The sequence below is a fragment of the Pseudoalteromonas sp. G4 genome (assembly GCF_028875915.1).
In the GTDB taxonomy this organism is placed as follows: Bacteria; Pseudomonadota; Gammaproteobacteria; order Enterobacterales; family Alteromonadaceae; genus Pseudoalteromonas.
This window is the reverse complement of sequence record NZ_JAPEHW010000011.1, coordinates 52,293-68,965: the sequence shown is the minus strand read 5'-3', so window position 1 is coordinate 68,965 and position 16,673 is coordinate 52,293. Positions and strand designations below refer to the sequence as shown.

Here is a 16,673-nt window from a genome sequence, read left to right as displayed (position 1 = left end):
ACTACCCTACAATCAACCTCTCACCCAGCAACCTCCCCTGTATTGCTACAAACATAAAATAATCACCATAAGAAAAAGATCATGTATTTAAAATCACTGCTTACAGCAATACTATTTTCAAGCTCTGCACTTTACGCAGGGCAAAGCCTCGATGCGAGCCAATGGCGTTACGCGGTAGACCCACACGGCAGTACTGCAAGTTATGAAAAGCCCTTAGTTAAAGAAGAGTATGTGGGTATAACGTTCAACCGCGTGCCTCGTGTCGATAAGCAAAATAATTCGTGGGTGGAGTTAATTTACGACCTTCCAAAAAAGTCTCTAGAAGGTATTACAAGTGTCGAACTCACTTATCAAAGCGACAAACCGTTAGTGGTTAAGTTATCTCAGAAAGATTATGGTGGAAAAGGTGATAAAAGCTATGCCCACTATCAAGCGCTTTTGCCAAGCGCGAATCGATGGCAAACGCACACTTTAACTTTCGATGACTTCAGTCGCCCAGAATGGACGCCAAGCTGGTCAAAAGATAATGGCATCACAAAAGCTAATGTCTCAGCGCTTTACTTTGTGCCAGATCTCACAGATGAAAAAGGCGGTAAAGCGTGGCTAAAGATTAAAAACGTTAAATTGAATCAAGAGTAAATAGTATTAAGAAACGAGAACGACAGATCTCGCTTCTTTTTGCAGATTAAGCTAAATGCTCTCTGCCCAAGTACTCTAAACTCTGCATCTCTTGTAAGCGGCTAATACAGCGTTTAAATTCAAAGTCTAAAATACCACCAGTATACAGCTCTTCAAGTGGTGCAATCGCCGAAATGATCAAGGTAACATTGCGCTCGTAAAACTCATCAACCAAAGCAATAAAGCGGCGCGCAGCATCATCGTTGGCATGCTCCGACCCCATATATTTTACATTTGATAGTAGCACTGTGTGATAAATACGGCTTAGTTCCATGTAGTCTACTTGGCTGCGCGCAGTTTCGCATAGCTCGCTAAATTCAAACATTACAATACTGTCAGCTTCCATACGAGTTGTTAGATTGCGCCCTTCAACCTCGATAACTTTGTCTTTATGACCAGGCTCTGGCGATAACTTATCAAAATACTCAAATAAGTTTTTATCTGCTTGTGCATCTAGTGGGCTATGATAGATCTCCGCTTGTTCCAGTGTACGCAAACGGTAATCAATACCCGAATCAACATTAACCACTTCGGTATTTGCTTTGACTAAATCGATTGCAGGCAAAAATCGCGCACGCTGTAGACCATTGCGATATAACTCGTCAGGTACAATATTGGACGTAGCAACTAAAACGATATCGCGTTTAAATAGCTCCAGCATCAAACCACCAAGCAACATTGCATCGGTTATATCTTGCACAAAGAATTCATCAAAGCAGATAATATCGGCTTCACTTTTAAATTTATCTGCCACTTTTTCAAGAGGATCTTGAACGTCTTTAAGCAGTTTCAGCTCATCATGTACACGATGCATAAAGCGGTGAAAGTGCACACGCATTTTGCGCTCAAACGGCAAGGCTTCAAAAAATGTATCAACAAGATATGTTTTACCACGCCCTACGCCCCCCCAAAAATATAACCCTTTGATTTCACGTTTTTCAGGCTTTGAGAAAAGTTTGGCAAAAAAACCTTTTTTTACTGGAGGTTGTGCCGTTAAATCGTCATATAAACGCTGTAAATGTCGAACCGCATTTTCTTGAGCGGCATCATGGTGAAAATCATCACGCGTCAAATCTTGTTGATATTTTTGCCAAGGGGTCATGATAAATACAAAGAGTTACTTAAATTTTGATGTAAAATATTAACACGAGCGCAATCAAAGCGTATATTTAAAGTATCTATTTTGAAAAATTATAAGGCTTAATAGTATGAGTACAGCCATTTGGATCACCTTATTAGTCGCCACTGCCGTTGCTAGTTTTTTTATTGGAAGCCTAATCACAAAGCGTCAATATGAACATGACGAGTTAGAAAAAGAAGTTGAAAAAGCGCGAAACGATCTCGAACAGTTTAGACAAGACGTGGCCGACCACGTTGCTCACACCAATAAACTAGTAGGGAAAATGCAAGATAGTTACACCCAACTAGTTAAGCATATGGAAGAAACTAACAAATTATTAGTCGCTAAAAACGATGCTGAAGTTGTGCCTTTCTTTTCTCAAGAAGCGACTGAAATTTTACCTGAAACCCGCAGTAATGATGTAACGCGCACCGAAATTTTAGCGCGCAATGCCGAATTACAAGGCCGCCTGCCGACTTTGTAACCGGTGAAACGGGTATTTTTAGAGGTAATAGTTCAGAAAACAAACAAACAGAAAGTGCTTAATCGCATCTTGATGAACTTTTTTTTGACCCCATAGTCATTATAAGTAACTGGCTGGTTTGCTCCTCCCTGAAAAGGAGCAAATTAGCTACCCTTTTGATTTAAGGAGCGTTATTTTGACTATGAAAACAAAATTAACAGTATTAAGCGCAGCGATTCTTTCAGCCACACTATTAATTTCTCCGGCTACTAGCCACGCAAAATTGCCTGTTTCGGTTAACGGACAACAGCTTCCAACACTTGCCCCCATGCTCGAAAAAGTCACCCCTGGTGTTGTGAGCATTCGTGTCTCTGGTTCGAAAGAAGTTCGTCAACGCGTTGACCCGTTTGATTTCTTTTTTGGTAACCCTCAAAGGCAGCCTCGTGCACAAAAACGCCCATTTAGTGGCTTAGGTTCTGGCGTAATCATTAATTCTGGCGACGGCCACATTGTTACCAATAATCACGTTATTCAAGACGCTGAAAAAATTATTGTCACTTTACAAGATGGCCGTGAGTTCGAAGCCAAGTTAGTGGGCAGCGATCCGCAATCAGACATCGCATTACTTGAAGTAGAGGGCGATGACTTAACTGAAGTGAAACTTGCTGATTCGGATGAATTACGTGTCGGTGACTTTTCAGTAGCGATTGGTAACCCGTTTGGGCTTAGCCATACTGTAACCTCAGGCATAGTAAGTGCACTTGGTCGCTCAGGGTTAAATATTGAGGGCTATGAGGACTTTATTCAAACCGACGCTGCAATTAACCAAGGTAACTCGGGTGGTGCACTTGTAAACCTAAAAGGCGAACTAATTGGTATTAACACAGCTATTTTAGGTGCATCAGGCGGTAATGTAGGCATTGGCTTTGCTATTCCATCTAACATGATGAAAAGCCTTGTAGACCAAATTTTAGAGTTTGGTGAAGTTCGTCGCGGTAGCCTAGGTATTTTAGGCGGCAATGTTAACGCTGGTGTTGCTAAGGCATTTGATTTAGAAACCAAGCAAGGTGCGCTTGTTAACGAAATTATCGAAGATAGTGCCGCCGAAAAAGCTGGTCTAAAAGTTAACGATGTCATTGTTAGCATTGACGGTAAGAAAATTCACAGCTTTATGGAATTGCGCAGCAAAATTGCCACTGCTGGCGAAGGAAAAACCGTTAAGTTAGGCATTATTCGCGACGGTAAGAGTAAAACCGTTAAAGTAAAACTTGGTGGTACTTCTGATACCGCAACTTCCGCTGATAAATTACATCGTAACCTAACAGGTGCAACTCTTGAAGCTGGCCAAACCGACGATGGTAAAGAGGGTGTTGTAGTTAAATCGATTGATTCTAATCGTGCACCAGCTGCTCGCGTAGGATTAGAAGAGGGTGATGTAATCCTAATGGTTAACCGTACCCGCGTAGATTCAGTGCGCGAATTATCGAAAGCGGTTGAAGACAGTGAAGGTGGTTATATTTTCCTTCGTGTTCAACGTGGTACACGTATCTTTAATGTACAAATTCAGTAATTTTATAATTACTAAAAATCATACAACTTGCTAAAACCCAGGTCGCCTAGCTTGCCGAACCGTCATATTCTTGCCACAATAAACGTCCTTTGAAAATAATAATTAAACGGCTCAGCGTGTTAAAAAAGCTACAGTTTTTGCTCACCCCTATTTTGTTAGGACTTGGTTTTGCTTTTATATATCTTTTGGTATTTTCACCAGAGTTACTGCGTGAGCAGCTTTCTCCTACTAAAGTACCTTTAAATGCCTCTCATTTGAGCTTTGCTAACGCCGTTAAGGCAGCCTCTCCGGCAGTAGTAAACATTTACTCAGAATCCATTAGTAACCGCCCTAGAAGTCTGCGCCCAGCTAGTCCAATACGCGAACTAGGCTCTGGCATTATAATGTCTAAAACAGGGTATATTCTTACCAACTACCACGTTATCAATAATGCCGACCAGATTTTGGTAGTGCTAAACGATGGCCGCCAATTTACAGATGTTCAGCTGATTGGTTTTGATGTACCAACCGATTTAGCATTATTGAAGATTACTGCTGAACATTTACCCGAAATCCCGACCAATAACGACTTTATTCCGCAAGTAGGTGATGTGATCTTAGCCATTGGTAACCCTCTGAATTTAGGTCAAACAATTACTCAAGGTATTATTAGCGCCACCGACAAAACCAATATTGCACAAACCCGCCATACGCGCTTTTTACAAATGGATGCGGCAATTAACACAGGAAATTCTGGTGGTGCGGTTATTAATACCAATGGTACTTTGGTTGGTATTACCTCAGCTAAATTTAAGCACGCCCGCAATTTAGAGGTGCAAGGCATTTTCTTTGCGGTGCCATATTCTCTTGCAAAAGAGGTAATGGATAAAATCATCAAGTACGGTCGAGTTATTCGCGGTTATATTGGTTTTGATGCTGATCCTGTTGATAGTTCTGGTCGCTTAGTTAGAAACAATCACACACCTGTATACGGCATGCGTGTTGCTCGCTTAGACCCATTAGGGCCAGCCTGGCGCGCTGGTTTTGAAATTAATGATATAGTGACAAAAATTGATGGCCAAAAGGTGGTTAATACCAATACCACATTAGAGCTTATTACCAATACACCGCCGGGTAACATACTCAACTTTTCAATTATTCGAGCAGGTAAAGCAATTGAGCTGCAGGTTGAAGTGGGTGAACTACAGTTCTAAAAAATTAGCTAACCTGAACTCGAGTTAAGAAGTTAACTAAGTGTTTGAAATATATAAGCTATGTTGTTTCATACCTTGTAGCTTGATAGTTTTTCTTAGGACAAGGTAAATTTGTGCGTCAATAGCGAGTCTATTGCAAGCAAATTTAACGCAGTAATAAGTAAAAATAGCTGCTAGAAAGTAATTTATTATCCCGAGCTTAGGTTATTTAATAAAAAGGCCGCAAATGCGGCCTTTTTTAATGTTGAGTTACACTAAGCTTTACGGCGAGCTATTTTTACGCCTAAACCACCTAGTTTATCTTCAATGCGCTGATAACCTCTATCAACGTGATAAATTCGGTCTACAACTGTTTCGCCTTGTGCAATAGCGCCTGTCAAAATTAAGCTTGCAGAAGCACGTAGGTCTGTTGCCATTACTTGAGCACCACTAAGCTGCTCGGTATACCCACAAATTGCAGTATTGCCTTCTAAGCGAATATTCGCGCCCATACGTTTTAGTTCAGGCACATGCATAAAACGGTTTTCAAAAATCGTTTCGGTGATGGTTGCACTGCCCTCAGCCACTACATTAAGTGCGGTAAATTGCGCTTGCATATCCGTAGGGAAACCTGGGTGCGGTGAGGTTTTAATATTAACCGCCTTTGGCATACGACCACGCATATCGAGATAAATGCTGTTATCGCTTAATTCGATATGTGCATTAGCATCACGTAATTTTTCAATAACAGGTTCTAGACTAAAGTGATCTGTACCAAGACATAAGACTTCACCTTTTGCCATTGCTGCAGCAACAAGGTAAGTACCTGTTTCAATGCGATCTGGCAAAATGCGATGTTCGCAACCGATAAGTGATTCTACACCTGTAATTTCTATGCGGTCAGAACCTGCACCAGAAATCTTTGCGCCCATGGCTGTAAGGTATTTAGCTAAATCAGTGATCTCTGGTTCACGTGCAGCGTTTTCTAATACAGTTACACCGTCAGCTAATGTGGCTGCCATAAGTAAGTTTTCAGTTGCACCAACGCTCACCACATCCATAAAGATATGTGCGCCTTTTAAGCGACCATTTACTTTGGCATTGATATAACCGCCTTCCACAGTAATATCAGCGCCCATTTTTTACCCGCCTGGTAAAGACACTTGTGCTTCACCAAAGCGCGCTAACAATGGCCCTAAAGCTAAAACAGAGGCACGCATTTGTTTTACTAAATCATAAGGCGCTAGCACTTTATCGATTGTGCTACCGTCAACAATTAAGTCATCTTGCTGCCATTCAACCTGCGCACCAAGTGTTGCAAGTAATGCTTCCGTGGTATTGATATCACGTAAACGTGGCACATTAGTAAAACGACTTTTGCTGTTTGCGAGAATCGCTGCAAATAAAATTGGAAGTGCGGCGTTTTTCGCGCCAGAAATGGTCACTTCACCGGCAATTGTGCTGCCACCTTGAATAACAAATTGATCCATTTATGCCACCTTATAGCATCATCAATTTGCGATCACGTTCCCACTGTGCTGGCGTGTAAGCTTTGATTGATACGGCGTGCATTGTGCCGTCAGAAATTTTTTCCATTAATGGTGCATAAACCATTTGTTGTTGCTTAACGCGTGAAACGTCAGCAAAACACTCGCCAACAACAATCAGTTCATAGTGACTGCCTTCAGCTTTTACTTTAATAAAATCTAGCGATAACGCTTGCGATAAAATGTCTTCGACTTGTTTAGGATCCATTAACTCTACTCAAATAAATTCTCTACGTGACCCAATTGCATTAGCTTTTTGAGCTGCTCAGGTAAGTGGACAAGTTTAAGGCTTATATTGTTCCGTTGCAATTGCGACAAACTATAGATTAACCAAGCGAGTCCTGCGGTATCGACTTTGGTTATTTCACTTAGGTCAAGTGTCAGGGTGGTTTTAGAGCTATTTTTTGGTAATTGCAGATTGGCAACTGAGTAGCGATTTAACTCGCCACTCAATATATAATTTGCGTCATCTACTACTGTTAGCGATAACTTTGACATTGCTTATTCACCAGCAAATTGCACTGGCAACTTGCTCTTTTTATCTAGCATATCAATTACGTACCCTAAACCTTCAGTGCGAAGAATACCGTGAAATTCAGATTGTTTAGCATCAAGCAAGCTAATGCCTTCTGGCAGCATATCAAAGCCTTTCCACTCGCCTGATTTAGTTTTGCGTACTTTGAAGTCGATGTTGATATCAGGCTTACCTGATTCAACGATTTTGGTTTTAACCAGTACTAATTTATCGTCTGAAAAATCTAGAGCAGGGGCAAATTCAACTTCCTGACCACGGTATTGCGTAAAAATACCTGCGTATGACGTAATCAAATACTCGCGAAATACATCAATAAAACGCTTAAGGTTTTCGATTTCTGCTTTTTGCTCTTCTTTATCTTTGATATTTCGTACTTTAGAAATATAGCTACCAAGTACACGCTGCGCCGCATAGCGATAGTCGATATAAGGCAGTAGCTCTTCTTCAACAACCACTTTCAAATGGTTTTTATCTTGTTCAATAATCGCTTTATCTTGAGTGATTCGTGCAAAGGTATTTTCTGCAACTGTTCTCACCATTAAATACGGATTACTTTCGTCCACTTCTTTCGCAAAAGACACACATGACGTAAGTACTAGTAAAGTCGCAATTAAAAATTTCATCATCTTAATTATCACAATCCCAATTAATCGTTGCTTTGGTTAAATAAGAACTGACCAATTAACTCTTCAAGTACCAGAGCTGATTTTGTATCAGTAATAAAGTCACCATCTTTTAAAACTTTCACTTCTTCGAGGCCAAACATTTCGCTTAGTTCATCCTCACCGTTCATATCTTTATGAGCAAGAACACCTGGGTTAATTCCCAAATATTGCTCGCCCAAAATACCTGACGTTAATATATTGACCGACGTTGTCTCAGTAAAATTGCTATATTCTGTCGCAATTTTCATGTGTACTACAGGCACATAGTCCGTTGGATCTAAATTAATTGCTTCAACACGACCAACCACAACACCGCCTACTTTAATCGGCGAACGTACTTTAAGTGAGCCGATATTATCGAATTTTGCATAAAGGCTATACGTATCACCATTACCACTCATGCCTGCATTGGCTACTTTAAGTGCAAGCATCACAATTGCAGCAATACCTAGTGATACAAAAAATCCCACTAAAATTTCTATTTTCTTTGAATTCATTTTTTACCCTTTACGCGCCAAACATAATTGCTGTTAGCACAAAATCTAATCCCAATACTGCCAATGATGACTGCACTACAGTTTCTGTTGTTGCTTTACTGATACCTTCTGAGGTTGGTACACAATCGTAGCCTTTGTAGAGTGCAATCCATGTGACAACAAATGCGAATACCACCGCTTTAATTGCCCCATTTAAAATATCTTTTTCGAACGACACCTGTGCCTGCATAATTGACCAAAAACTGCCTGAATCAACACCAAGCCAGTCAACACCAACAATGTGCGCACCAAGGATAGCTATCGCAGAAAAAATCATCGCAAGCAGCGGCATACTGATCATACCGGCCCAAAAACGTGGCGCAATCACACGTTTTAGGGGGTCAACAGCCATCATTTCTAAGCTTGTTAATTGCTCCGTTGCTTTCATTAAACCGATTTCAGCAGTTAATGCACTGCCTGCTCGCCCCGCAAATAATAATGCAGTAACAACAGGGCCTAACTCTCGCAATAAGCTTAGTGCAACAAGTGGCCCTAGGCTGTCTTCAGCGCCATAATCGACTAGCACTGTGTAACCTTGCAGCGCTAAAACCATACCGATAAAAAGGCCTGAGACTAAGATAATAATCAGTGATAAAAAGCCAACCATATAAAGTTGTTTTATCAACAGTGGCGTGCCTTTTCTCACATTAGGCACACTAAATATTGCACCTAATAGCATTAATAAAGCGCGCCCAATACCTGCAAGTGTATCTAACGTATTGCGACCGATTGTTTGAATTGTATTAACCACGTTCGCTTCCCATTAATAAATCTTGATTGTATGGCGCAGCGTCAAAGTGGAATGGCACAGGGCCATCAGATAAGCCTTGTAAAAATTGCTGTACCAAAGGCGACTCAGATTGAGCAACTTGCTCAGGTGAACCTTCACCAATCACGCCTTTATCTGCCAATATCACAACGTGATCTGCAATACTCATTACTTCTGTAACATCGTGCGTAACAACAAGCGACGTAATATTAAGTGTTTGGTTTAATGATTTAATTAACTTAACCAAAACACCCATTGAAATTGGATCTTGCCCTGCAAAAGGCTCGTCATACATGATTAGTTCAGGGTCGAGTGCGATTGCACGGGCAAGTGCTGCACGTCTTGCCATTCCCCCTGAGAGCTCTGATGGCATCAAATCACGTGCGCCGCGCAAACCAACCGCTTCAAGCTTCATCAGCACGATAATACGGATAATTTCTTCAGAAAGTTTAGTATGTTCACGAAGTGGGAAAGCAATATTGTCAAACACGCTCATATCAGTGAATAAAGCACCGCTTTGAAACAGCATGCTCATACGTTCACGCGCTTGATATAACTCGCTACGTGACATTTTTGGAATGCTTTCTCCAGCAAAAAGAATGTCGCCTGAATCCGGTTTTAGTTGTCCACCAATTAAACGCAGCATGGTTGTTTTACCAATACCGCTTGGGCCCATTATGGCGGTGATTTTTCCTGTCGGGACGCTAAAGCTCATGTTTTGATAGATGATTCTATCGCCACGAGAAAAGGTAACGTCCTTTATTTCAACTAAACTTTGCGACAAGTCGCTCTCCTAGAATTAAATGCGCAGTGTATTCTAAGCCTTTTAAAAATGTTGTGAAACCTATGAAAAAGTAAATATTTGTAATAAAGGTTACAAAAGCTGTGTTTTAAATCCAGATTTGATATTATTTGGAGTTATCTAAATTTTGGTTTTTATTCAAGAATGTTGTTATCAATTGCTATTTTAATTGCAGGATTTGTCGGCTTAGTCTGGAGTGCGGATCGCTTTGTTTTTGGTGCAGCAGCACTGGCAAAGAATTACGGAATTCCAACATTAATCATTGGTTTAACGATTGTTGCTATGGGTTCTTCAGCTCCCGAAATGATGGTATCGGCTCAGGCCGCATTAGCACAGCAAACTGACACCGCGGTTGGTAATGCCATAGGCTCAAACATCACCAATATTTTGCTGGTACTTGGTATCACTGCATTACTTCGCCCATTAAATGTGTCATCAAGCACGCTAAAACGTGAAATGCCGGTTGTGATGTTCGTATCATTAGCAGCTTGGTATATCTTATCTGATAACTTCTTAGCCTTTGGTGAAGGTATTGCCTTAATGGCAGGTTTTGTCATTTTTATCGCAGCAATCACGATTATTTCAGTTAAGCAAAGTAAAGCTGCCAGTGGCGAAAGCGACCCGTTTGTTGACGAAGCATGTGATGAAGTACCTGACAATGTGCGTACACCTATCGCGCTTATGTGGTTAGTTATTGGTATGGCGGTTTTACCAGTAAGCTCGCATTTTATTATTGAATCAGCAACCGATATAGCCAAGTTGTTCGGCATTAGCGACCTAGTGATTGGCTTGACGATTATTGCTATTGGTACCAGTTTACCTGAGCTAGCTGCCTGTGTAGCAGGTGTATTAAAAAATGAAGATGACTTAGCGTTGGGTAACATTATTGGCTCGAATATTTTTAACCTTCTAGCTGTATTATCGCTCGCAGGCATCATCAACCCATCAAACGTTGATCCGGCGGTGTCATCGCGTGATGTTCTTATTATGTTAGGGGCGACGGTGGCACTGATTGCGATGAGCTTAAGCATTCGTGGCTCTAGACGCATCAATCGTGTTGAGGGTGGCCTGCTGGTTGCTGCATTTATTGGTTATCAATACCTTATTTTTTCATCGGTAAGCGCGTAAGGCTGACACATGAATTTTATTGCTCGCGGAAAACGTGTACTAGAAATTGAAAAGAACGCGATTGAACAACTCGCTCAGTATATCAATGACGATTTTAGCAATGCCTGCCAATTAATGTATGACTGCAAAGGTCGCGTTATTGTGATTGGCATGGGCAAATCAGGTCATATTGGTAATAAAATAGCTGCCACGTTAGCAAGTACTGGCACACCCGCATTTTTTGTGCACCCAGGCGAAGCAAGCCATGGTGATTTAGGCATGATCACCAAAGACGATGTACTGTTAATGATTTCAAATTCGGGTGAAACAGCAGAAGTCATAAACCTGATCCCCGTTATTAAACGTATTGGCGCTAAAATTGTTGGTATGAGTGGCAAGCAAAACTCAACCCTTGCCCAACAATCCAATGTACATATTTGCATCGCAATATCAGAAGAAGCATGCCCTCTCGGACTGGCACCTACAGCCAGCACCACGGCTACGCTCGCTATGGGTGATGCTATTGCTGTGGCACTTTTAGAAGAAAAAGGCTTTACCGCTGATGACTTTGCGTTATCTCATCCTGGTGGCAGTTTAGGTAAGCGTTTACTATTAATGTTAAAAGACATTATGCACCAAGACGATGCTTTACCGATTGTGACCGAAGGTACCACCATAAAAAATGCATTGCTTGAAATGACAGCTAAAGGTCTTGGTATGACTGCTGTTATCAATCAAGATAAGGTGCTTCAAGGGATTTTTACCGATGGTGATTTACGCCGTATATTAGAGCAACGCATTGATATACACGCGACAGCTATTTCAGATGTCATGACTAAGCAATGCACTACCGCATGCGAAACTATGTTAGCTGCTGAGGCACTTAATATAATGGAACAAAAGAAAATTAATGGCTTAATTGTGGTAGATCATCAGCAAAGGCCAATTGGTGCGCTCAATATGCAAGATTTACTAAAAGCAGGTGTTTTATGAGTTTAACGCCCTCACAACAGCTCTTTAACGAATTGTATGCTGAAACAACAAATGAAGTATTTAGCAAAGCACGCAACATCAAACTGCTAATTTGCGATATTGATGGCGTATTTTCAGATGGCCGTATCTACCTTGGCAATGATGGCGAAGAACTTAAAGCGTTCCACACGAAAGACGGTTTTGGTATTAAATCTCTTATAAATAGTGGCGTGCAAGTGGCGGTAATTACTGGGCGCAATTCAAAGATTGTAGAAAACCGCATGAAGAGCCTAACGGTTCAGCATATTTATCAAGGTCAAGAAGATAAAATTGTTGCCTTTAATCAATTAAAAGAATCGCTATCACTCAGTAACAACGAAATCGCCTACATTGGTGATGACAGCCCTGACCTGCCCGTTATGGAGCTTGTTGGCTTTGCCGTGGCAACCAATGATGCACACCCACTAGTTAAACGCACAGCCCACTATACAACCACTATGCTTGGTGGTTTTGGTGCCGTACGCGAACTCACAGACTTAATTATGTTGAGTCAAAATAAACCTCTTAGTCACTCTGGTACCAGTAGCTAATGTCTGCGCGCATCGCCCTTACAATACTCTTTACCATTGCCATGGTGTGGCTATGGCTTCCTTACTTTTTTGAGACAAAAGAGCAAGCCCCTGTGATCGAGCAAATAGCCAGTATTCCTGACTATATTGCTACTGATTTAAAACAAACAAATTTTAATGACGCAGGTGCAGTTAGCCATAAAGTTATGGCGAAAAAGATGTCGATGTACCAAGACTTAGGTTTTACCCATTTTGAAAAACCGCAATTTACCATTTTTTCAGAACAAGGGGTGTGGCAACTGACCGCCGATGAAGCCACACTTTATAACAATGAAAAACTTATTCTGGAACAAAACGTTGTTGCTAAAAGTCTGACAACTGATGTTATGCTCGACACTATAGAAGCCGCCAGCATTGAATACCTGATTTCAACAAAGGTGATGACTTCCGAATCAGAAGTGAAAATGACAGGTCCTGGACTTGAAATCAAAGGCCAAGGCCTCAATGCTAATTTAGAAGAACAAGTTATACAGTTAATCAACCATACAAAGACCACTTATTATGACCAATAAAATGACTAAATTAATGTCAATCGCCGGACTGGCTTTCACTTTGTGCATCTCCAGTGTCCAAGTAATGGCTGAACAAATTAAACTGAAGTTTCCATTGGAAATTGATGCTGATGAGCAGTCTGCTCGTCTTAAAGAAAATGTGGGTATTTTCCGCAACAATGTTCAAATTAAGCATGGCAATATGTCTATCACTGCCGATTATTTAGAAGCACATAAGCGCACCGAGCTTGGTGATAATCAACAATTACTGATCGCAAGTGGAAAGCCCGTTAAATTCTCTGCCAAGCAAGAAGATGGCTCTACGATAGTTGCAAGTGCAGAAAACATTACATACGATGTGGCTAAATCATTGTTTACCATGTCTGGTGGTGCCAAGTTCCAACAAAATGGCGACATGATGTCAGCAGATACCATCATTTACGATCGCGCAAATGAAACAGTGACATCTAAAAAGTCAGAAAACTCAAATAACCAAGTAAAAACCATCATTAATACGCAAAATAAACAAGGCGAAAAATGAGCACATTAATTGCCGAAAAGCTGGCAAAAAGTTACAAATCACGTCAAGTTGTTAAAAATGTTGGTTTAGAAGTTAAAGCCGGCAGTATCGTAGGTTTGCTTGGCCCAAATGGCGCAGGTAAAACAACCACGTTTTACATGATTGTCGGTTTAGTGCCGAGTGACAGAGGCACTATTCGTATTGATGATAATGACATTACATTACAACCAATGCATAGTCGTGCCCGTTTAGGAATTGGTTATTTACCACAAGAATCTTCGATTTTTAGAAAGCTTACGGTATACCAAAACATCATGGCGATCCTCGAAACTCGAAAAGATCTTAATCGTGTTCAGCGCGAAGAAGCGCTCGATGATTTGCTCGAAGAATTTAATATTGGTCATATTCGAGATTCGCAAGGTATGGCTCTTTCTGGTGGTGAGCGTCGCCGAGTAGAAATCGCTCGCGCATTAGCCGCAAATCCGAAATTTATCCTGTTAGATGAACCTTTTGCTGGTGTTGATCCTATTTCAGTGATAGATATAAAGAAAATAATTGAGCATTTAAAAAATCGCGGAATTGGTGTTTTAATCACTGACCATAATGTGCGCGAAACCCTTGATGTATGTGAGAAAGCCTATATTGTTTCTCACGGTGAATTGATAGCATCAGGTACTGCAGAAGAGGTTTTAAACAACCAAAAAGTTCGCGATGTATACCTAGGTGAACAATTCAGACTATAGTAATAATGAGTGTACTTTTTTACTGGAGTTGAATTGTTAACCAACAGCTTGAGAAATAAAGAAGGATTAGAATAATTACATGAAGCAATCGCTACAGCTTCGCCTTGGGCAGCAACTAACAATGACACCCCAATTGCAGCAGGCAATTCGCCTATTGCAGTTGAGTACGTTAGATTTGCAGCAAGAAATTCAAGAAGCCCTTGATGCCAATCCTTTACTTGAAGAAGACACAGATTTCAGTGATGACAATCAAAACAATGAAAGCACTGAAACCAGCAAAGATGATTCATCTTCTCACGATGAATATGACACGCCTGTAAGCCAATCAGAAATTGAATCTAGCGACGCCTTAAATAATGAAAATCTCTCTGATGATTTAGCTATGGACGTGTCGTGGGATGATTATATTAGTGCAGCACCAGTATCGGTTAGCAATGCACCCGCCCCTGAAAATGACACGGTTTACCAAGGCTCTACCAGCGAATCTTTGCAAGATTACTTAATGTGGCAATTACGTTTAACGCCGTTTAGCGACACCGACGAAATGATTGCAACAACCATTGTTGAAGCGGTTGATGATTCTGGTTATTTAACGCAAAGTGCCGAAGAAATTTTAGAAGCGGTGCAAAAATCAGAAGATCAGGAACAAATTGAACTTGATGAAGTTGAAGCTGTACTAAAACGCATTCAACTCTTTGATCCTGTTGGTATTGCTGCACGTTCACTACAAGAATGTTTATTGATCCAGCTCAACCAGTATGACAAAAATACCCCTTGGCTAAGCGAAACAAAAAGCGTAATCTCAAACCATATGGAACTTTTGGGGTTAAGAGACTATCGTACCATAATGAAGAAGGCCAAACTCAAAGAACCTGAGTTAAAAGAAGTCTTAACATTAATACATAGCCTTAATCCAAAGCCAGCTGAAAGCATCATTCATGAAGAGCCTGAGTATGTTGTTCCTGATGTTTCAGTGAAAAAGATTAAAGGCCGTTGGCGTGTTGAGTTAAACAACGACAGTATGCCGAAAATTCGTGTAAACGAGCAGTATGCATCACTTACCCGCTCTATGAAGTCAGGCAGTGATAGCCAGTTTATACGCAACCATTTGCAAGAGGCTAAATGGTTTATTAAAAGCTTAGAAAGCCGCAATGACACTTTATTAAAAGTAGCCAATTGCATTGTTGAACAACAACAGGCATTCTTTGAATATGGCGATGAAGCAATGAAACCGATGGTTTTAAATGATGTCGCCGAAATGGTTGAAATGCATGAATCGACTATCTCGCGTGTTACAACGCAAAAATACATGCATACACCACGTGGCATTTACGAATTAAAATACTTTTTCTCTAGCCACGTTAGCACGGAAAATGGGGGTGAGTGCTCATCTACCGCGATTCGAGCACTGATCAAAAAGTTAGTAGCAGCGGAAAATCCTGCCAAGCCATTAAGCGATAGCAAGATAACCGATCTACTAGCAGAACAAGGAATTAAAGTGGCGCGACGCACAATTGCAAAATATCGTGAGTCGCTATCCATACCACCGTCTAATCAGCGCAAGAGCCTGATTTAGACCATTTAGAAGGAAAATGCTTATGCAATTAAACTTAACAGGTCGTCACGTAGAAATTACTGATTCTTTAAGAGACTATGTCACTAACAAATTTGCAAAACTAGAGAGGCATTTTGATCACATTAATAACGTGCACGTTATTCTAGATATTGAAAAATTATCACAAAAAGCAGAAGCAACAATGCATGTTAATGGTGGCGAACTCTTCGCATCAACCGCACATGAAGATATGTATGCAGCAATTGATGGCCTAGTTGATAAACTTGACCGTCAAGTAATTAAACACAAAGAGAAGTTATCTCGCCACTAAAATGAAACTTACAGATATTATTGCTGAGGACTGCGCTAAAACCGCGGTCCTTTTTAATAGCAAAAAACGACTATTTGAATTTATAAGTGATCTTGCGCATCAACAAGCACCTGACATCACTTCTCAAGAATTTTTAGATGCCTTATTACAGCGTGAAAAGCTTGGTAGTACAGGTATTGGTAAAGGCCTCGCCATTCCCCATGGCCGCATTGATGGCTTACAAGATACCATCGGTTTTTTAATTGTAAATCAATCTCCTATCCCATTTGATGCAATTGATGACAAAGACGTCGATATTTTCGTTGTACTGCTCATACCAGAGCAAAAGTGCCAACAACATTTGCAGACTTTAGCCACTATCGCTGATAAACTAAAAGACAAGCAATTTTGCCGTCAGCTACGTCATGCTGAGAATAATCATCAGCTATATCAAATCATTAGTAGTGAAGCGAGTAACTAAAGTTAGGA

The 16,673-nt window shown here is 40.8% G+C and carries 20 protein-coding genes and 1 pseudogene; 13 read left to right on the top strand and 8 right to left on the bottom strand.

What is annotated here, in order from left to right; all coding sequences use genetic code 11:
• Nucleotides 1-81 precede the first annotated feature (81 nt).
• Nucleotides 82-639 carry a carbohydrate binding domain-containing protein gene (locus ON073_RS06100; protein ID WP_274760984.1) on the top strand — a complete coding sequence of 186 codons (558 nt, stop codon included), beginning with the start codon at nt 82-84 and terminating at the stop codon, nt 637-639.
• A gap of 46 nt (nt 640-685) precedes the next feature.
• Here the strand turns inward: ON073_RS06100 and zapE are convergent, their stop codons facing one another.
• The gene (gene zapE, locus ON073_RS06095) at nt 686-1,780 is read right to left on the bottom strand and encodes a cell division protein ZapE (protein WP_274760983.1); all 1,095 of its coding nucleotides are present in this window, start codon (nt 1,778-1,780) and stop codon (nt 686-688) included.
• A 106-nt stretch (nt 1,781-1,886) separates the two neighbouring features.
• Here zapE and ON073_RS06090 point away from each other — a divergent pair, with 106 nt between their 5' ends.
• The 3 genes from ON073_RS06090 to ON073_RS06080 all read left to right on the top strand — a co-directional run bounded on the left by ON073_RS06090 (nt 1,887) and on the right by ON073_RS06080 (nt 5,024).
• Nucleotides 1,887-2,282, top strand: coding sequence for a ZapG family protein (locus ON073_RS06090; protein ID WP_274760982.1), 396 nt, complete (start codon nt 1,887-1,889; stop codon nt 2,280-2,282).
• 181 nt (nt 2,283-2,463) lie between these two features.
• Nucleotides 2,464-3,831 carry a DegQ family serine endoprotease gene (locus ON073_RS06085; protein ID WP_274760981.1) on the top strand — a complete coding sequence of 456 codons (1,368 nt, stop codon included), beginning with the start codon at nt 2,464-2,466 and terminating at the stop codon, nt 3,829-3,831.
• 116 nt (nt 3,832-3,947) lie between these two features.
• On the top strand, nt 3,948-5,024 hold the full coding sequence (locus tag ON073_RS06080; RefSeq protein ID WP_274760980.1) for a trypsin-like peptidase domain-containing protein: 1,077 nt from the start codon (nt 3,948-3,950) through the stop codon (nt 5,022-5,024).
• Nucleotides 5,025-5,278: 254 nt separating this feature from the next.
• On the opposite strand, the pseudogene murA reads toward ON073_RS06080, so the two are convergent.
• The 7 genes and pseudogenes from murA to mlaF all read right to left on the bottom strand — a co-directional run bounded on the left by murA (nt 5,279) and on the right by mlaF (nt 9,839).
• Nucleotides 5,279-6,493 (bottom strand): annotated as a pseudogene (murA, locus tag ON073_RS06075) (UDP-N-acetylglucosamine 1-carboxyvinyltransferase).
• Nucleotides 6,494-6,503: 10 nt separating this feature from the next.
• Nucleotides 6,504-6,758, bottom strand: a complete 255-nt coding sequence (locus ON073_RS06070) for a BolA family protein (RefSeq protein ID WP_274760979.1) — start codon at nt 6,756-6,758, stop codon at nt 6,504-6,506.
• Nucleotides 6,759-6,763: 5 nt separating this feature from the next.
• Entirely contained in the window at nt 6,764-7,048 is a 285-nt protein-coding gene (locus ON073_RS06065) for an STAS domain-containing protein (RefSeq protein ID WP_274760978.1), read from the bottom strand.
• Nucleotides 7,049-7,051: 3 nt separating this feature from the next.
• On the bottom strand, nt 7,052-7,711 hold the full coding sequence (locus ON073_RS06060) for an MlaC/ttg2D family ABC transporter substrate-binding protein (protein ID WP_274760977.1): 660 nt from the start codon (nt 7,709-7,711) through the stop codon (nt 7,052-7,054).
• 20 nt (nt 7,712-7,731) lie between these two features.
• Nucleotides 7,732-8,247 carry an outer membrane lipid asymmetry maintenance protein MlaD gene (gene mlaD / locus ON073_RS06055; protein WP_274760976.1) on the bottom strand — a complete coding sequence of 172 codons (516 nt, stop codon included), beginning with the start codon at nt 8,245-8,247 and terminating at the stop codon, nt 7,732-7,734.
• 10 nt (nt 8,248-8,257) lie between these two features.
• A complete protein-coding gene (gene mlaE, locus ON073_RS06050; RefSeq protein WP_274760975.1) occupies nt 8,258-9,037 on the bottom strand; it encodes a lipid asymmetry maintenance ABC transporter permease subunit MlaE in 780 nt (259 codons plus the stop codon).
• Nucleotides 9,030-9,839 carry a phospholipid ABC transporter ATP-binding protein MlaF gene (mlaF, locus tag ON073_RS06045; RefSeq protein WP_274760974.1) on the bottom strand — a complete coding sequence of 270 codons (810 nt, stop codon included), beginning with the start codon at nt 9,837-9,839 and terminating at the stop codon, nt 9,030-9,032. Before mlaF ends, mlaE begins: the two co-directional genes overlap by 8 nt.
• 162 nt (nt 9,840-10,001) lie before the next feature.
• Here mlaF and ON073_RS06040 point away from each other — a divergent pair, with 162 nt between their 5' ends.
• The 9 genes from ON073_RS06040 to ptsN all read left to right on the top strand — a co-directional run bounded on the left by ON073_RS06040 (nt 10,002) and on the right by ptsN (nt 16,665).
• The gene (locus tag ON073_RS06040) at nt 10,002-10,985 is read left to right on the top strand and encodes a calcium/sodium antiporter (RefSeq protein ID WP_274760973.1); all 984 of its coding nucleotides are present in this window, start codon (nt 10,002-10,004) and stop codon (nt 10,983-10,985) included.
• 9 nt (nt 10,986-10,994) lie between these two features.
• Nucleotides 10,995-11,957, top strand: a complete 963-nt coding sequence (locus tag ON073_RS06035; RefSeq protein ID WP_274760972.1) for a KpsF/GutQ family sugar-phosphate isomerase — start codon at nt 10,995-10,997, stop codon at nt 11,955-11,957.
• Nucleotides 11,954-12,526 carry a 3-deoxy-manno-octulosonate-8-phosphatase KdsC gene (gene kdsC / locus ON073_RS06030; RefSeq protein ID WP_274760971.1) on the top strand — a complete coding sequence of 191 codons (573 nt, stop codon included), beginning with the start codon at nt 11,954-11,956 and terminating at the stop codon, nt 12,524-12,526. Before ON073_RS06035 ends, kdsC begins: the two co-directional genes overlap by 4 nt.
• On the top strand, nt 12,526-13,077 hold the full coding sequence (lptC, locus tag ON073_RS06025; RefSeq protein ID WP_274760970.1) for an LPS export ABC transporter periplasmic protein LptC: 552 nt from the start codon (nt 12,526-12,528) through the stop codon (nt 13,075-13,077). Before kdsC ends, lptC begins: the two co-directional genes overlap by 1 nt.
• 64 nt (nt 13,078-13,141) lie before the next feature.
• Nucleotides 13,142-13,597 carry a lipopolysaccharide transport periplasmic protein LptA gene (gene lptA / locus ON073_RS06020; RefSeq protein ID WP_274760969.1) on the top strand — a complete coding sequence of 152 codons (456 nt, stop codon included), beginning with the start codon at nt 13,142-13,144 and terminating at the stop codon, nt 13,595-13,597.
• On the top strand, nt 13,594-14,319 hold the full coding sequence (gene lptB / locus ON073_RS06015) for an LPS export ABC transporter ATP-binding protein (RefSeq protein WP_274760968.1): 726 nt from the start codon (nt 13,594-13,596) through the stop codon (nt 14,317-14,319). Before lptA ends, lptB begins: the two co-directional genes overlap by 4 nt.
• A 79-nt stretch (nt 14,320-14,398) precedes the next feature.
• Nucleotides 14,399-15,895, top strand: a complete 1,497-nt coding sequence (locus tag ON073_RS06010; protein ID WP_274760967.1) for an RNA polymerase factor sigma-54 — start codon at nt 14,399-14,401, stop codon at nt 15,893-15,895.
• A 22-nt stretch (nt 15,896-15,917) separates the two neighbouring features.
• Nucleotides 15,918-16,205, top strand: a complete 288-nt coding sequence (gene hpf / locus ON073_RS06005) for a ribosome hibernation promoting factor (protein WP_274760966.1) — start codon at nt 15,918-15,920, stop codon at nt 16,203-16,205.
• 1 nt (nt 16,206) lies between these two features.
• Nucleotides 16,207-16,665 carry a PTS IIA-like nitrogen regulatory protein PtsN gene (ptsN, locus tag ON073_RS06000; RefSeq protein ID WP_274760965.1) on the top strand — a complete coding sequence of 153 codons (459 nt, stop codon included), beginning with the start codon at nt 16,207-16,209 and terminating at the stop codon, nt 16,663-16,665.
• Nucleotides 16,666-16,673: the final 8 nt, after the last annotated feature.

Excerpts from the sequence above, each read along its gene's own strand:
- ON073_RS06100 (WP_274760984.1), top strand. The coding sequence starts at position 82 with ATGTATTTAAAATCACTGCTTACAGCAATACTATTTTCAAGCTCTGCA.
- zapE (WP_274760983.1), bottom strand. The coding sequence starts at position 1,780 with ATGACCCCTTGGCAAAAATATCAACAAGATTTGACGCGTGATGATTTT.
- ON073_RS06090 (WP_274760982.1), top strand. The coding sequence starts at position 1,887 with ATGAGTACAGCCATTTGGATCACCTTATTAGTCGCCACTGCCGTTGCT.
- ON073_RS06085 (WP_274760981.1), top strand. The coding sequence starts at position 2,464 with ATGAAAACAAAATTAACAGTATTAAGCGCAGCGATTCTTTCAGCCACA.
- ON073_RS06070 (WP_274760979.1), bottom strand. The coding sequence starts at position 6,758 with ATGGATCCTAAACAAGTCGAAGACATTTTATCGCAAGCGTTATCGCTA.
- ON073_RS06065 (WP_274760978.1), bottom strand. The coding sequence starts at position 7,048 with ATGTCAAAGTTATCGCTAACAGTAGTAGATGACGCAAATTATATATTG.
- ON073_RS06060 (WP_274760977.1), bottom strand. The coding sequence starts at position 7,711 with ATGATGAAATTTTTAATTGCGACTTTACTAGTACTTACGTCATGTGTG.
- mlaD (WP_274760976.1), bottom strand. The coding sequence starts at position 8,247 with ATGAATTCAAAGAAAATAGAAATTTTAGTGGGATTTTTTGTATCACTA.
- ON073_RS06040 (WP_274760973.1), top strand. The coding sequence starts at position 10,002 with ATGTTGTTATCAATTGCTATTTTAATTGCAGGATTTGTCGGCTTAGTC.
- ON073_RS06035 (WP_274760972.1), top strand. The coding sequence starts at position 10,995 with ATGAATTTTATTGCTCGCGGAAAACGTGTACTAGAAATTGAAAAGAAC.
- kdsC (WP_274760971.1), top strand. The coding sequence starts at position 11,954 with ATGAGTTTAACGCCCTCACAACAGCTCTTTAACGAATTGTATGCTGAA.
- lptC (WP_274760970.1), top strand. The coding sequence starts at position 12,526 with ATGTCTGCGCGCATCGCCCTTACAATACTCTTTACCATTGCCATGGTG.
- lptA (WP_274760969.1), top strand. The coding sequence starts at position 13,142 with ATGGCTGAACAAATTAAACTGAAGTTTCCATTGGAAATTGATGCTGAT.
- lptB (WP_274760968.1), top strand. The coding sequence starts at position 13,594 with ATGAGCACATTAATTGCCGAAAAGCTGGCAAAAAGTTACAAATCACGT.
- ON073_RS06010 (WP_274760967.1), top strand. The coding sequence starts at position 14,399 with ATGAAGCAATCGCTACAGCTTCGCCTTGGGCAGCAACTAACAATGACA.
- hpf (WP_274760966.1), top strand. The coding sequence starts at position 15,918 with ATGCAATTAAACTTAACAGGTCGTCACGTAGAAATTACTGATTCTTTA.
- ptsN (WP_274760965.1), top strand. The coding sequence starts at position 16,207 with ATGAAACTTACAGATATTATTGCTGAGGACTGCGCTAAAACCGCGGTC.